The sequence below is a fragment of the Aestuariivirga sp. genome (assembly GCF_041738905.1).
In the GTDB taxonomy this organism is placed as follows: domain Bacteria; phylum Pseudomonadota; class Alphaproteobacteria; order Rhizobiales; family Aestuariivirgaceae; genus Aestuariivirga.
The window spans coordinates 1-13,358 of the sequence record NZ_JBGSOZ010000028.1; the positions used below are offsets into that span (position 1 = coordinate 1).

General features: G+C 62.2%; 11 protein-coding genes and 1 pseudogene. 7 read left to right on the plus strand and 5 right to left on the minus strand.

What is annotated here, in order from left to right:
* Nucleotides 1–126, plus strand: a pseudogene (locus ACEW8Q_RS02030) (IS5/IS1182 family transposase); the annotation flags it as partial.
* Here ACEW8Q_RS02030 and ACEW8Q_RS02035 read toward each other — a convergent pair.
* The 3 genes from ACEW8Q_RS02035 to rlmB form a co-directional block, all read right to left on the minus strand.
* Nucleotides 120–734, minus strand: a complete 615-nt coding sequence (locus ACEW8Q_RS02035) for a hypothetical protein (protein ID WP_373502386.1) — start codon at nucleotides 732–734, stop codon at nucleotides 120–122. The pseudogene ACEW8Q_RS02030 and the gene ACEW8Q_RS02035 sit on opposite strands and share 7 nt — an antisense overlap.
* 342 nt (nucleotides 735–1,076) lie before the next feature.
* Nucleotides 1,077–4,106, minus strand: a complete 3,030-nt coding sequence (locus ACEW8Q_RS02040) for a hypothetical protein (protein ID WP_373502387.1) — start codon at nucleotides 4,104–4,106, stop codon at nucleotides 1,077–1,079.
* 87 nt (nucleotides 4,107–4,193) lie between these two features.
* Nucleotides 4,194–4,898, minus strand: a complete 705-nt coding sequence (gene rlmB / locus ACEW8Q_RS02045; protein ID WP_373502388.1) for a 23S rRNA (guanosine(2251)-2'-O)-methyltransferase RlmB — start codon at nucleotides 4,896–4,898, stop codon at nucleotides 4,194–4,196.
* A gap of 136 nt (nucleotides 4,899–5,034) precedes the next feature.
* Between rlmB and ACEW8Q_RS02050 the strand changes: the two genes are divergently transcribed.
* Both ACEW8Q_RS02050 and ACEW8Q_RS02055 read left to right on the plus strand, forming a co-directional pair.
* Nucleotides 5,035–7,005 (plus strand): acetyl-CoA carboxylase biotin carboxylase subunit, encoded by a 1,971-nt coding sequence (locus tag ACEW8Q_RS02050; protein ID WP_373502389.1) that lies wholly within the window; start codon nucleotides 5,035–5,037, stop codon nucleotides 7,003–7,005.
* Nucleotides 7,002–7,283, plus strand: coding sequence for an acylphosphatase (locus ACEW8Q_RS02055; protein ID WP_373502390.1), 282 nt, complete (start codon nucleotides 7,002–7,004; stop codon nucleotides 7,281–7,283). Before ACEW8Q_RS02050 ends, ACEW8Q_RS02055 begins: the two co-directional genes overlap by 4 nt.
* Before the next feature lie 69 nt (nucleotides 7,284–7,352).
* On the opposite strand, the gene gstA is transcribed toward ACEW8Q_RS02055, so the two are convergent.
* The gene (gstA, locus tag ACEW8Q_RS02060) at nucleotides 7,353–7,964 is read right to left on the minus strand and encodes a glutathione transferase GstA (RefSeq protein ID WP_373502391.1); all 612 of its coding nucleotides are present in this window, start codon (nucleotides 7,962–7,964) and stop codon (nucleotides 7,353–7,355) included.
* Between the two features lie 130 nt (nucleotides 7,965–8,094).
* Here gstA and ACEW8Q_RS02065 point away from each other — a divergent pair, with 130 nt between their 5' ends.
* Nucleotides 8,095–8,532, plus strand: a complete 438-nt coding sequence (locus ACEW8Q_RS02065) for a hypothetical protein (protein ID WP_373502392.1) — start codon at nucleotides 8,095–8,097, stop codon at nucleotides 8,530–8,532.
* On the opposite strand, the gene lipB is transcribed toward ACEW8Q_RS02065, so the two are convergent.
* Nucleotides 8,474–9,202, minus strand: coding sequence for a lipoyl(octanoyl) transferase LipB (lipB, locus tag ACEW8Q_RS02070; RefSeq protein ID WP_373502393.1), 729 nt, complete (start codon nucleotides 9,200–9,202; stop codon nucleotides 8,474–8,476). The genes ACEW8Q_RS02065 and lipB overlap by 59 nt on opposite strands.
* Before the next feature lie 71 nt (nucleotides 9,203–9,273).
* On the opposite strand from lipB, the gene ACEW8Q_RS02075 reads away from it, so the two are divergent.
* The 3 genes from ACEW8Q_RS02075 to ACEW8Q_RS02085 are packed head-to-tail and all read left to right on the plus strand — an operon-like array spanning nucleotide 9,274 to nucleotide 13,238.
* Complete coding sequence (locus ACEW8Q_RS02075; protein ID WP_373502394.1) at nucleotides 9,274–11,988, plus strand: DUF2339 domain-containing protein; 2,715 nt, start codon at nucleotides 9,274–9,276, stop codon at nucleotides 11,986–11,988.
* Nucleotides 11,985–12,674: a DUF2238 domain-containing protein gene (locus tag ACEW8Q_RS02080; RefSeq protein WP_373502395.1), complete on the plus strand. Its 690-nt coding sequence runs from the start codon at nucleotides 11,985–11,987 to the stop codon at nucleotides 12,672–12,674. The genes ACEW8Q_RS02075 and ACEW8Q_RS02080 overlap by 4 nt, the downstream gene beginning before the upstream one ends.
* A gap of 45 nt (nucleotides 12,675–12,719) precedes the next feature.
* Nucleotides 12,720–13,238 (plus strand): class I SAM-dependent methyltransferase, encoded by a 519-nt coding sequence (locus ACEW8Q_RS02085; RefSeq protein WP_373502396.1) that lies wholly within the window; start codon nucleotides 12,720–12,722, stop codon nucleotides 13,236–13,238.
* Nucleotides 13,239–13,358: the final 120 nt, after the last annotated feature.

Below are 13,358 nucleotides of genomic sequence, written 5' to 3' on the forward strand. Positions count from 1 at the left end.
ATCGAGAACATGTTCGGAAGGCTCAAGGACTGGCGGCGCATCTCAACCCGCTATGACCGTTGCTCTCACACCTTCTTCTCGGCAATCTGCATTGCGGCCAGCGTCATCTTCTATCTCAATCAATGAGTCCTGACCCTAGTACTGTCATCGATGTCGACTGTAAGCGTACCATCGGTGGTGAAGGCCAACAGGCTGAAGTCTGGGGGAAGAAAGGGACGGTCGAGTTCCAGTTTCTCGGCAATGATGACGTCTCCGTTGGGTGCGACGGTGATCGCGATCTCCTCGGTGTCGCCGATCGATAGCGATCCATAATCCCCATAGATCGTGGACCTTGGGGTGAAGCTGGTTCGCGTTCCGCCATCGTCGAAATGCGCCACCAACACGCTTTCCCCGCCCGGCGCCGCCGTCGTGTCAGAGACAAGGACCATGTGAAAGCCGCCACTGTCATCGGCGTCGATCTCGGCCTTCTCGAAGTCGATGCCGGCCCCGGCAGGAAGTCCCGCCAACTGGATCTCGCCGCTGATCGACAGCCCGCGCGGGTCGAAGATTTCGCCCCAGATCTCGGTGCGGTTGGTTCCGTCGAAGTCCTGGAAGATGTTGGTTTCCCAGATGACGAGGAAGTTGCCGTTGGACAGCCCGATGCCGCGGCCGCCGGTCTGGTCGTTTCCGCCGGGGCCATTGAGCGTGTAGTTCGGGGCGCTGCGATCAAGCCAGACAGTGGGAGTGGTCGTCATCAGTGGGTCTCCTTGGGCAAAACGGCTGCAACCGGGCATATTGGACCCGTTGTGAAGGTGCAGGTGGTGAAGGGGGTGACTGGGGCGGAACTGGCAGACAGCCGTTCGCTGACCGGCTGGTCAGGCGGCTGTATATCGATAAAGCACGGCACGTCGCCTCCCCGTATGCAAGGTTTGGCCCCCGAAACGAACACTTTCCTGTTACGCGGTGTTTGTCAATCTCTGGTGGAAGATGCGGATGAAACTCAAATCTTCCTCTACGGGAGGCTTTCTGGCCGGATCAGGTGACTGTCCGCAAGGGAAGGGCGCTGATCCCTGTGCGATCGTGCGGCAGTCTCCGCCCTAGAGAAGGAAGTCCGCCGCCGAGAGGTCGCCGACGGCGAACCCTGCCAGCACGATCTGCATCTCCGTGCCGCCGTTGCCGCTGGTATTGACGTAGACAATCGTATCGGCGCCCACCTGCGACGCCCGGATCTGGCCCTCGCCGCTGAAAGTCGGATCCAGGATGAAGATGAAGGCCTCGTCCGTCGTGGCGGAACTCTCCTGGGCGTCGATGGCTGAGAGGTCGATCACGTCGCCGGCCGCGAAGTCCAGAATTGTATCGCGAAGCGTTTCATCCGCACCGCTGTGATTCGCGCTCAGGAAAACAAACGTGTCACCGCCTCTGCCGCCCGAAAGCTGGTCCTGACCATTGCCGCCGTTCAGCCGGTCGCGGCCATCACCGCCATAGAGTGTGTTGGCTTCGCTGCTGCCCGTGAATGTGTCGCCGTAGATGCTTCCCGTGAGATTCTCGACGTTGGAGACGGCGTCGCCCTCACCATGGCCGCCTGTCGCGCTGCCATTGTTGAGTGCCAGCGTGACGGCCGCATCCGATACGCCATAGTCGAGCGTGTCCACGCCGTCGCCGCCATCGATGACGTCGCCATCAAGTCCGCCGGACAGCACGTCGTCGCCATCTCCGCCCGAGAGCGTGTCGGTGCCGGCATCGGAGGCCAGCGTATCGTGGCCATTGCCGCCGGTGAGCGCGAATCCGGCGGAATCCGTGCCGGCATCGTTCACCGTGATGGTGTCGTCATGGCTTGACCCGATGATGGCCTCGAAACTTACCGCCGCATCGCCATAGGCGCCATCGTCGCCCACAAGCACGCCGTCATCGAGCTGAAGGACGATCACGGATTCTGTCGCCGCGCTGTAGTCGACGGTATCGACGCCGTTGCCGCCCGTGAGCATGTCGAAGATGCCGGATGCGACGACCCTGTCATTGCCATCCCGGCCATCCACGCCGCAAAGCTGCCCGCTGGTCACGATGACGTTGTCAGCGCAGTTGCCATTCATCGTGGCATAGTCGCTTCCAAGATAAGTTATGTTTTCAATGCTGGTAAGTATATCGCCTGCCGCATTCAGTTGATTGAGCGCAGGGTTTTCAAGGTCCACGACCAGACCCGTCTGGCCGTTCAGGCCCGTATAGAAAACCGTGTCGATTCCCACACCGCCGTCATAGATATCGGCTCCTGTGGTGGCATAGAACTCGTCGTTGCCGCCGTTGCCCACGGCCTCGGCGAAATAGAAGAAAGAATCGTCCCCGCCGCCGCCAACAATGACTTCGATGCCGGTTAGCGTATCCGTACCCATGTCGCTCCCGCGGGCTTCAGTGACGCCGACCGCGACATTCTGAACGACAACGGATTCAGTGGTTGAACTGTAGTCAGCCGTATCGCGTCCTGAGCCGCCATAGAGCGTATCGTTGCCGCCGCGGCCTTCCAGGATGTCATCGCCTTCATTGCCTTCGAGAGTGTTGTCGCCGTCATCGCCGCGCAGGATGTCGCCCGCCGTTCCGCCCGTGAGTGACTCGATCTTCGACAGCGTGTCCACGTCGGCGCCATGGATGGCCTCGCCGTTGGCGCGTGTGAGGTCCGCATCGACTGAGGCCGCGGAACCGGCATAGGAGGCGGTATCGCTTCCCGTGCCGCCCGTCAGCGAATCCGATCCCTTGCCGCCGGTCAGAATGTCAGCGCCGTCACCGCCCTCGAGCGTATCGGCGCCGTTTCCGCCATTGAGCGTGTCGTTATCCTGGCCACCCTGAATGAGATCCGCACCACGGCCACCAGTGAGCGTATCGTCGCCGGCACCACCGCGAACGATATCGGCGCCATCCGCGCCGAACAGGGTGTCGTTGCCGATCTCGCCCACAAGGGTGTCGTCGCCCTTCAGGCCTTTGAGCGTGTCTCCGCCGTCGTCACCGTGGATGGTGTCGTCGCCGGCAGCGCCCGTGATGGTGTTTCCGAGGGTATTGCCGGTGAGCGTGGCATCGGCTGATCCGGTATAGTCGAGGATTTCGATATTGGCCTGCATCGAGAAGACGGCAACCGCCGTCTCGATCGTGTCCGTGCCGGTCGAGAAGAGTTCGTTGACGAGATCGCCGGCCCCGACATCGACATAGGTGTCATCCCCGCTGCCGCCGGAAAGGATGTCGTCGCCGCTGCCGCCGATCAGGACATCGTCGCCAGCGCCGCCGCCCAGTGCGTCGGTGTCCGCTCCACCGTCGAGCGTGTCGTTTCCGTCACCACCCGTAAGAATGTCGTTGCCGCCGTTGGCTTCGATCAGGAAGTTTTCGAATGTGGGATCGAAGGGGATGGAGTCCGCAGGGTCAATGGTGATGGTATCGGCACCCGATCCGCCTTCCACATGAGTGACCGCATCGCTTCCACCTGCATAGGAGAGACTGGTGATCGTGACCGTGTTGGTGCCATTGACCAGAAGAACGGACTCCACCCTCGTCATGCTGGTGGCGAAGGCACCCGCACTCGACAGGACGATGTCATCCACGCCGGCGCCGCCGTTGATCGTATCGCCATCGAAGTCCGAGGCATCGCCCGTGAAGAGGTCGTCATCGTTGCCGCCCTCGGCTGTCTCCACGGCGCTCGACAGGAAGATAGTATCGTCGCCATCACCTCCCTCATAGAGGCTGCCTTCACCGCCACCCCGAAGCTCGTCATTGCCATCGTTGCCATTCAGCCAGATCGGCTCGTCAGCAGTGACCGCCGACGCATCGAAGACATCCCGCTCCTCGCTGCCGTGGCAGGTCAATACATAGGGGTCAGTGCTGTCCGCTGAGTTGACCATCGCGTTGGTGATGTCGAAGTTCGAACCCGCATTGAAATAGAAGCGATCGATGCCGATGACGTTGACAAGACTGCCACCGCCGGTCAGGCCGGAGAGCTCCGCATCGTTGAAGTGAAAGTAATCGCCGCCGTTGGAGCCGATCACGATGTCGAGGGCGCTGAGTTCGCCGGCATCGAAGTAGTAATTATTGACGGAGAACGCGGCGCCTACAAATGCGTCAATGCCCAGAGTGCCATAGAAATTCGCCATGGTTGACCTCGGAATAACAGCGCACCCTCGACTACATTTCTATCGGAGGGTGCGGCTCCACGCAATCCCGGTTCAACGGAGTACCGGTCAACGGGTCAGGGCGTAGAGTGTCACCGCGCACGCGTTGGATACGTTGAGGCTCTTGATCGGGCCGTTCATCTCGAGGCGGACGAGGTGGTCGCAGCTGTCACGGGTGAGCTGGCGCAAGCCCTTGCCCTCGGCACCCAGCATGATGGCGATGGGCGGCGTGCGGTCGATCTCGGAGATGTTTTCCGGCGCCTCGCTGTCCAGCCCCGCGATGCGGAAGCCGTAATCCTTGAGTTCCGCCATGGCGCGCGAGAGGTTTGTCACCTTCACGAAGGGCACATGCTCGTAAGCACCGGACGCCGACTTGAAAAGCACGGCGGAGGCTTCCGGGCTGTGGCGGGCCGTGGCCACCAGCGCCGTCACGTTGAAGGCCGCGCAGGTGCGAAGGATGGCGCCCACGTTGTGCGGGTCCGTCACCTGGTCGAGCATCACCACGATGCCTGATTTCTCGATCTGGTCCAGGCGCAGCTGGCTCAGGCCCTTCGCCTCCATCAGCAGTCCCTGGTGCACGGCGTCGGCCCCGAGCGCCCGGTCGAGCACGTTGGGGTGCACGATTTCCGGCGTTATCCCGCGCGCGGCAATCTCTTCCGCCAGCCTGTCGGCGGCATTCTTCGAGGCCTTCAGCGAATAGATCTTCCGCTTGGGGTTCTTCAGCGCCTCGGCAACGGGGTGGACGCCATAGATGATGTCATTTAGCTCGCTCATGGGGCTGCCTATAGCGCAAACCCCCGGAGTGTGCTTTCAAAAATGAGCGGAGGGCAGGGGATATCTCGTCCTTCGTATGGTTGCCGGGCCGGGCGCACCGGGCTAGAACCGCCGGGAAAAGGGCATTTGGGGTTTCATGTTCAAGAAGATTCTGATCGCCAACAGGGGCGAGATCGCCTGCCGTGTCATCAAGACAGCCCGGAAAATGGGGATCGCCACGATCGCCGTCTATTCTGACGCCGATGCCCGCGCGCTCCACGTCGAGATGGCCGACGAGAAGGTGCATATCGGCCCGCCGCAGGCCGCGCAGTCCTATCTGCTGATCGACAAGATCGTGGATGCCTGCCGGAAGACGGGCGCCGAGGCGGTACATCCGGGCTACGGCTTCCTGTCCGAGCGCTCGGCCTTCCCGAAGGCATTGGCCGAAGCGGGGATCACCTTCATCGGCCCCCATCCCGGCGCCATCGACGCCATGGGCGACAAGATCGAATCGAAGAAGGCTGCCGCTGCTGCGAAGGTCTCGACCGTTCCCGGCTACATGGGCATCATCGAGGACCCGGACGAGGCGGTGATCATCGCCACGGAGATCGGCTTTCCCGTGATGATCAAGGCGTCCGCTGGCGGCGGCGGCAAGGGCATGCGCATCGCCTATTCGAAGGAAGAGGTGAAGGAAGGCTTCGCCCGCGCCAAGTCCGAGGCCAAGTCTTCCTTTGGCGATGACCGTGTCTTCATCGAGAAATTCATCGTCAACCCGCGCCACATCGAAATCCAGGTGCTGGGCGACAAGCACGGCAACGTCATTTACCTGGGCGAGCGCGAATGCTCGATCCAGCGCCGCAACCAGAAGGTCATCGAGGAAGCACCGTCACCGCTGCTCGACCAGAAGACACGTAAGGCCATGGGAGAGCAGGCCGTGGCGCTGGCCAAGGCCGTGAACTACGATTCCGCCGGCACGGTGGAGTTCGTCGCAGGGCAGGACCGCTCGTTCTTCTTCCTCGAAATGAACACCCGCTTGCAGGTCGAGCACCCTGTGACCGAACTCGTTACCGGCATCGACCTCGTGGAGCAGATGATCCGCGTCGCAGCAGGCGAGCCTCTTTCACTGAAGCAGAAGGACGTGACGCTGAAGGGCTGGGCGGTCGAAAGCCGCATCTATGCCGAAGACCCGTACCGCAACTTCCTGCCTTCCACAGGCCGGCTGGTGAAATACCGTCCGCCTGCGGAGCAATCCGCCCATGGCATCACCGTCCGTAACGATACGGGCGTCTTCGAGGGTGGCGAAATCTCGATCTATTACGACCCGATGATTGCCAAGCTCTGCACGCATGCGCCGACGCGCAGCGAAGCAATCACAGCCATGGCCCGTTCGCTCGATGCCTTCTATATCGAGGGCATCCAGCACAATGTGCCTTTCCTGTCGGCCATCATGGAAAATCCGCGCTGGCAGTCGGGCGCGCTCTCGACGGGCTTCATCGCCGAGGAATTCAAGGGCGGTTTCACCGGCCATGAGATCACGCCTGAAATCACTGCGACTCTGGCCGAGGTTGCCACGGTCCTCGATCATGTGGAGAACCGCCGCAAGCGCCGCATCAACGGCCAGATGAACGGTCAGGCCGTTGCGTTCGCCACGAAACGCATCGTGAAGCTGGGCAATGACTGGCTGCCCGTCACGGTCACGCAGGACACCGACGCCATGGCCGATGCCTGCGGCTGGGTTCCCGGCCAGCCGGTGTTCTCCTGCGATATGGGAACCGGTTTCGTCACCGTGCAGGTGAAGCGCATACTGAATGGCTACCGGCTGTCATATCGGGGCGTGGTGCTCGATGCCCACGTCTATTCGGAGCGCGAGGCGGAACTCGCCCGTCTGATGCCCGTGAAGGCTGCCGCCGATACATCGAAGAAGCTGCTTTGCCCCATGCCGGGGCTGGTCATTTCAATTCCCGCGGTGGTGGGCCAGGAAGTGAAGGCCGGAGAACCGCTGGCCATCGTCGAGGCCATGAAAATGGAGAACATTCTCCGCGCCGAGCGCGACGTGACGATCAAGCTGGTCAACGCCAAGCAGGGTGACAGCCTCGCGGTCGATGCCGTCATCATGGAATTCGCGTGAGCCGGACCGCCGTTCACGTCATCGTGGAGGGCAGGGTGCAGGGCGTCGGTTTCCGTGCCTGGGTGGAACGTGAGGCCAATGCGAAACAACTCGCCGGCTGGGTGAGAAACCGCAGCGATGGGTCAGTCGAGGCCGTGTTCGCGGGCGAGGACACGCTGGTTCGTGCGATGGTGGAGGCCTGCCACAGGGGCCCGAGGCTGGCCGTTGTGAAGTCGGTGAAGACCGCCATTCATCCCGAGCAGGACTGGACCGGCTTCGCGATGTGGCCGAACGGCTGAAGCATAGCTGAAAAGGAAAATGGCCGGGGCGAAACCCGGCCATCTGCAGTTGAGTGGGCGTTGACCACCTCAGGCCGGGATCAGGCCTTCCTTCTTCATCGCGGCCTGAACCGCCGGGCGCGCGCCAACGCGGTCGAGATAGGCCGTGATGTGCGCGTAGGGCGAGAGATCGAGGTTCACCCACTTGCTCCAGCCCAGAACCGTGAAGGCATAGGCATCGGCCACTGAATACTCATCGCCCAGGAGATAGGGCTTCTTGGCAAGCTGCGCATCGAGCCAGGCGAGGCGGGCGCCGAGGCGCGCAACGATGGCCTTCTTGCCGTCTTCCGGCATCAGCGGATTGAACAGGCCGCCGATTCCCTTGTGGAGTTCGGATGCCACGAAGTTGAGTTGCTCCATGGCGCGGTAGCGGTCCATCGAGCCGAACTTCGGCAGGAGCTTGCTGTTTTCGGCCTTGTCGGCCAGGTACTGCAGGATAGTCGACACCTCGGTCAGAACCTGGTCCTTGGCAAATTCAAGCGTGGGCACATAGCCCTTGCTGTTGACGCCATTGAAGTCCGCGCCGGTCTCGGTCTTCTTGGCACCCAGGTCGACCTTCTCGAGGTCATAGTTTTCACCAAGTTCATTGAGAACGATGTGCGGGGCAAGCGAACAGGCGCCGGGGGCATAGTAGAGCTTCATGGGTACGTCTCCTGGTTGATTGACCCTTAGGTAGCATCGTTATGTAACAAATCAAGTCACATTTTCAGGCGCTCGCGGTGGACAAGACCGCCCGGGCGTCCGATAGTCGCCACAACACGAAAGGCATCACATGAGAAAGCTTACCCTTGCCTGCGCCATGGTTCTGTCACTCGCTGCGGCTGCGGTGCCCGCGAGGGCGGATTTCATCAAGGACTATCGCGCCTGGCAGCAACTCGGACAGGAAGGGCAGGCCGCCTACGCCATGGCGATCTTCGATGTGATGACGGTCTTCGTGGCCAATGACAAGTATACCGCCGCGCGCGCGATCGGCCTGCGGAAATGCGCCGAGACCCTCAAGCTGCGCGCCGGAATGATCGCCCAGGCCATCACCAAGTTCTATGTCGACTTCCCCGAGCAGCAGGGCCTCACGCCCTTCATGGCCTTCAACACCTATTTCGAACGCGGCGCCTGCAGCCCGTTCATCAACGAGGTGCGGAAGGAAATGGGCCTCAAGCTGATGAAGGAGCCGCCGAAGGAGAAACCTGCACAGGAGAGCCAGCCTCAGTGAAGGTAGGCCCGAAGATCGCCTGAAACCGCCGCCGCATCGCGACGTCGAGGTCCGCCATGGTGACTGGCAATCCGAGATCCACAAGAGACGTGACCCCATGCTCGCGGATGCCGCAGGGCACGATGCCGTCGAAATGCGTCAGGTCCGGCTCCACGTTGATCGAGATGCCATGGAACGTCACCCAGTGCCGCACCCTGATGCCGATGGCGGCGATCTTGTCTTCGCGGCTGCCGCGCCTCACCCACACACCCACCCGGTCCTCGCGGCGCTCGCCCTTCACGTTGAATTCGTCGAGCGTGTCGATGATCCATTGTTCGAGAGAGGCGACGAAGGCACGCACGTCGCCGCCGCGCCGCTTGAGGTCGAGCATCACATAGGCCACGCGCTGGCCCGGCCCGTGATAGGTGTATTGTCCCCCGCGTCCCGCCTTGAACACGGGGAAACGGTCCGGCGCGACAAGGTCTGCCTCGTTGGCCGATGTTCCAGCAGTGTAGAGCGGGGGATGTTCGAGCAGCCAGACGCGCTCCGGCGCCTCGCCATGCGCGATGGCATGCGTCTCGCGGTCCATACGCGCAAGCGCTTCGGGATAACTGACAATGCCGTCCGCAATCTCCCATGCCATGGGAACGGGAGATAACAGGTCAGGTCGGATGTCGGCGCGCAGAGTCATGGAGTGCTTTTCCCAGCTTCGACTTTTCAGCGCAAGCTGTGTAGTGTGAATGAGGGGACGGGAGAGTTTGAATGGACGGATTCGCTTTTCTGATCGCAGCCATGACCTTCGTCATGGCTCTCATTGCCCTCAACAAGATTTCCAAACTCGAGTCTCGCCTTGCGCAGATGAAGCTGGACCTCGCCAAGGCCCTTGAGGATCTGGCGGGTTTGCGGGCAAGCGGTCGATCCCCGGTGGAACTGGGCCGTCCATCTTTCGATGATGTTGGCGCTCCGGCACTGGCGGATCGTTCCCTCGACCCCTCCAAGGACGTGATCACGGAACAGCCTCTCGAAATGACTGCGGAGGACGCAATGCCGGCGGAGGGAGTCCCGGCGCACGCCCAGGCTTCCGAAGAACCTGGGGCCGAAATTCCGCCGCAGCCGGCGAGGTCATCGTCAGGCCGCGATGTGGAGCAGGCGCTGGCTTCGCGCTGGTTCGTCTGGATCGGCGGCCTCGCCATCGCCATCGGCGGCGTGCTCTTCGTCAAGTATGCCTTTGACAACGACCTCATCCCGCCTGCACTCCAGATCGTCCTCGGCCTGCTTGCGGGCGCGGCGCTGATCGCAGCGGGAGAGTTCGTGCGCCGCCGCTCGGGCGCCATCATGGAGCAGAGCTATGTGCCCGCAGCCTTGTCCGCCGGCGGCCTCGTCACGGCTTTCGGCAGCATCTATGCGGCCTACGCTCTTTACGAACTGATCGCACCCACCACTGCCTTCCTGGGGCTCGCCGCCGTGGGCCTCGGGGCACTCGTCTTGTCGCGGCTGCAGGGTCCGCTCATCGCGGCACTTGGCCTTCTCGGCTCCTATGGCGCACCTGCCATGATACCGTCCGAGCATCCGAGCGCATGGACCTTTTTCCCCTATCTTCTGGTCATCCATGCCGCGAGCTTCCTGACGTTGCGGGGCAAGAACTGGTGGTGGCTGGGCTACTCCGCCATCGCGGGCTCGACAGTCTGGGCGCTGCTGTGGATGGTGGGCCGTCCCTTCGACATGACGGAGATATGGCCGATCGGCCTGTTCGCCCATGCCATCGGACTCATGTCGTTCTTCGGCCTGTCGGGCCTCCGCGCGCTGCGCGATGAGGAGCGGACCCCCGCGTCGGACAGTGCGCTCGCCATCGGCCTCGCGGGCCTTCTTGCGCAAGTCGCGGTGCTCATGGTGCTCGTCTACCAGTCCGCCCACCATGGGCTGGCCCTGGCGCTGTTCTTCGCCGCGGCTGCCATCCTGACCGCCATCGGGTGGAGGAGGGCGAAGCTGGCGCCGCTTGCGGCACTCTCGGCTCTGCTGTCGTTCGGCGTTCTCATGGGGTGGCCGGAGGTGGCGTTCCATACGCTGGCGATGGACGAGAACGGCCTGTGGTCCACCGTCCCCGGTCTTGCCGCGCCGCAATTCCTGCGCTGGTCGCTGGCGGCAGGCCTCGCCTTCGCTCTCGTCGGCAGCCTCGGCGCGCGCCTCAGGCCGGCACCGAACATCTGGGGTGGGATGGGCGGCGCTTCAGGCTTCCTCTTCATCTTTGGGGCATGGGCGCGCGCCGACGTCCTCCTTGCCCCGATGACATGGGTGCTCATCGGCGTTGGGCTTGCAGTATTGCTGCTGGCTGCAGCCTTCGCGGGCCGCGCCCGGCATGACGCGGAACCGCTCGCCGCCATGGGCTCGGGCGCTCTGTCAGCAGGTGCGGCTCTCCTGTTCCTCTTCGCGGCTGACCGGCTGTTCGACGGCGTGTGGCTGACGCTCGCCATGGCGGTACTCAGCCTGTTCTTCGCCATTTCGGCCGGCTTCATGCGCATCATGTGGCAAGGCCTCATCGCCTCCATACTCGCGACACTTGCCACCATCCGGCTCTTCGTATCGCGGCAATTGTGGACCGAAGACCTGAGCCTGCCACTGGGCCCGCATTGGATTCTTTATGGCTACGGAGTGCCCGCGCTGGCCTTCCTGGCAGGCAGCCGCTACCTCCGCAGGGCCGGCTACCTCCGTTCTGCCGTCAGCCTCGAAGGCATCAGCCTAGGTCTCGTCATCTCGCTCATCTCACTTGAAGTCCGCGTGCTGATTGGCGGCGGCGTGACGGCACCGCATCCGCTACTGCTGGAAGTGTCGGCGCATATCCTCACCTGGCTGGGCGCCGCCTATGGGCTCCTCTATCGCCAGAGAATCTATTCCAGCCTCATCGCGACCTGGGCGGCCCTGATTCTTCTAGCAGTCTCGGTGCTGTCGATCGTGGTCCTGTCGCTCATCGGCCTCAATCCGGCAATCACCGGAGACACGCTGCAGGGCGGCGTCTTCTTCAACACGCTTCTGCTGGCCTATCTGGCGCCCATCGCACTCATCGCGCTGCTGGTGCCCCGTCTCGACGTTCTGCGCTGGACGCACCTCAAGCCACTGGCGGGCGGACTGTGCCTGCTATTGGTCTTTGCCTATGTCACGCTTGAAACCAAGCGCATCTTCCAAGGTCCGGTGATGACGCCTTGGTCGCAGTCGCCGGGTGAGTCCTACGCTTACTCCGCCGTGTGGCTGGTCCTCGCGCTGGCTCTCTTCGTGGCGGGCATCAGGCTCGGCCGCAAGGTCGTGCGCTATGCGGGGCTCGCCGTCATGGTGCTTGTGGTGGTGAAGGTCTTCCTGCTCGACATGTCGGGCCTCGAAGGTCTCTATCGCATCGCCAGCTTCATTGGCCTCGGCCTCTGCCTCGTTGGCATCGGCTGGCTCTATCAGCGCTTCGTCCACCAGCCCGAACCGGTGAAACCATGAAGTTTTCGACAGCTGTATCTGACATCGGCAACGTCTTCCTGAACCGGCGTTTTCTGGTCGTCCTCACCGTCCTCTACGCCAGCATTTTTGTGTGGTGGGGATGGAACCCTGTCTACAGGTTCGACTGGGCGCTTGAGAACATGCTGCCCACCCTGATGGTGCTGGTGCTCGTCTTCAGCTTCCGCCGCCTGCCGCTGTCCGACATTTCCTACCTGCTGCTGTTCCTGTTCCTCGTGCTGCACCAGATGGGCGCGCATTACACCTACTCGGAAGTGCCTCTCGGCTTCTGGATGCAGGAGGCCTTCGGCTTCACCCGCAATCACTTCGACCGCATCGTGCATTTCTGCTTCGGCTTCCTGCTGTTCTATCCCATGCGCGAGATCATCATCCGGCATGTGACGCCGAGCAGCTTTCACGCTGGACTCTATGCACTGAGCCTCAACACGGCGGGCTCCGCCATTTTCGAGATCATCGAGATGGCCGTGGCGCTCGTCGTCAACCCTGAAGCCGGCACCGCCTATCTCGGCATGCAGGGCGACATCTGGGACGCGCAGAAGGACATGGCCCAGGCTCTCTGCGGCTCGGTCATCGCCTTTGGATTGACGGAACTGGCGGTCAGAACCCACATACTGGATTCCTTCTTCGGTCCGCGCGACCCGAGGTTCAGAACATCGGACTATGCATGACAAGCCCACTCCATCACTCGCCCGCATCCACGAGGAACTGACATCATGGGAAAGACCATTGGCATCACCGGCGCCCTCTATGACTATTACGCGGCCCATGCCTACCGCGAACCGGAAGTCCTGAAGGAACTCCGCGAGGAAACCGCACGGCTGGGCGGCGAGAGCGCCATGCAAATCGGGCCGGAACAGGGGGCCTTCATGGGCCTTCTCGTGAAGCTGATGGGCGCCAAACGCATGCTCGAGTTTGGAACCTTCACCGGTTACTCATCGCTCGCCATGGCGCTGGCGGGTGCCACTCGCATCACTTGCGCGGATGTCTCGAAGGAATGGACCGACATCGGCCGGAAATACTGGCAGAAGGCAGGTGTTGCGGACCGCATCGACCTCCACCTCGACGGCGGCAAGGCCGTGATCGATAGGCTCCTGGCCAATGGCGAGGCGGGCACCTTCGACCTCGCTTTCATCGACGCCGACAAGACCGGCTACGACACCTATTACGAAGGCTCGCTCAAGCTCCTGCGGCAGGGCGGCCTCATCCTCATCGACCCCGCATTCGCCAGATGACATACTGATTTGTGGCGGCATTGCGCCGATTCAGGTATAATTATCAGCAGTTTAACCTGAACCATATGAGGCCATCATGGAGAACCCAGCGGGTGAACCGAATGATAGTACTCTGCGCCT

What these genes read in the sequence shown, in the direction of transcription:
- ACEW8Q_RS02040 (WP_373502387.1), bottom strand. Translation starts at nt 4,106, where the DNA reads ATGGCGAATTTCTATGGCACTCTGGGCATTGACGCATTTGTAGGCGCC.
- ACEW8Q_RS02050 (WP_373502389.1), top strand. Translation starts at nt 5,035, where the DNA reads ATGTTCAAGAAGATTCTGATCGCCAACAGGGGCGAGATCGCCTGCCGT.
- ACEW8Q_RS02080 (WP_373502395.1), top strand. Translation starts at nt 11,985, where the DNA reads ATGAAGTTTTCGACAGCTGTATCTGACATCGGCAACGTCTTCCTGAAC.
- gstA (WP_373502391.1), bottom strand. Translation starts at nt 7,964, where the DNA reads ATGAAGCTCTACTATGCCCCCGGCGCCTGTTCGCTTGCCCCGCACATC.
- ACEW8Q_RS02035 (WP_373502386.1), bottom strand. Translation starts at nt 734, where the DNA reads ATGACGACCACTCCCACTGTCTGGCTTGATCGCAGCGCCCCGAACTAC.
- rlmB (WP_373502388.1), bottom strand. Translation starts at nt 4,898, where the DNA reads ATGAGCGAGCTAAATGACATCATCTATGGCGTCCACCCCGTTGCCGAG.
- lipB (WP_373502393.1), bottom strand. Translation starts at nt 9,202, where the DNA reads ATGACTCTGCGCGCCGACATCCGACCTGACCTGTTATCTCCCGTTCCC.
- ACEW8Q_RS02085 (WP_373502396.1), top strand. Translation starts at nt 12,720, where the DNA reads ATGGGAAAGACCATTGGCATCACCGGCGCCCTCTATGACTATTACGCG.
- ACEW8Q_RS02075 (WP_373502394.1), top strand. Translation starts at nt 9,274, where the DNA reads ATGGACGGATTCGCTTTTCTGATCGCAGCCATGACCTTCGTCATGGCT.
- ACEW8Q_RS02065 (WP_373502392.1), top strand. Translation starts at nt 8,095, where the DNA reads ATGAGAAAGCTTACCCTTGCCTGCGCCATGGTTCTGTCACTCGCTGCG.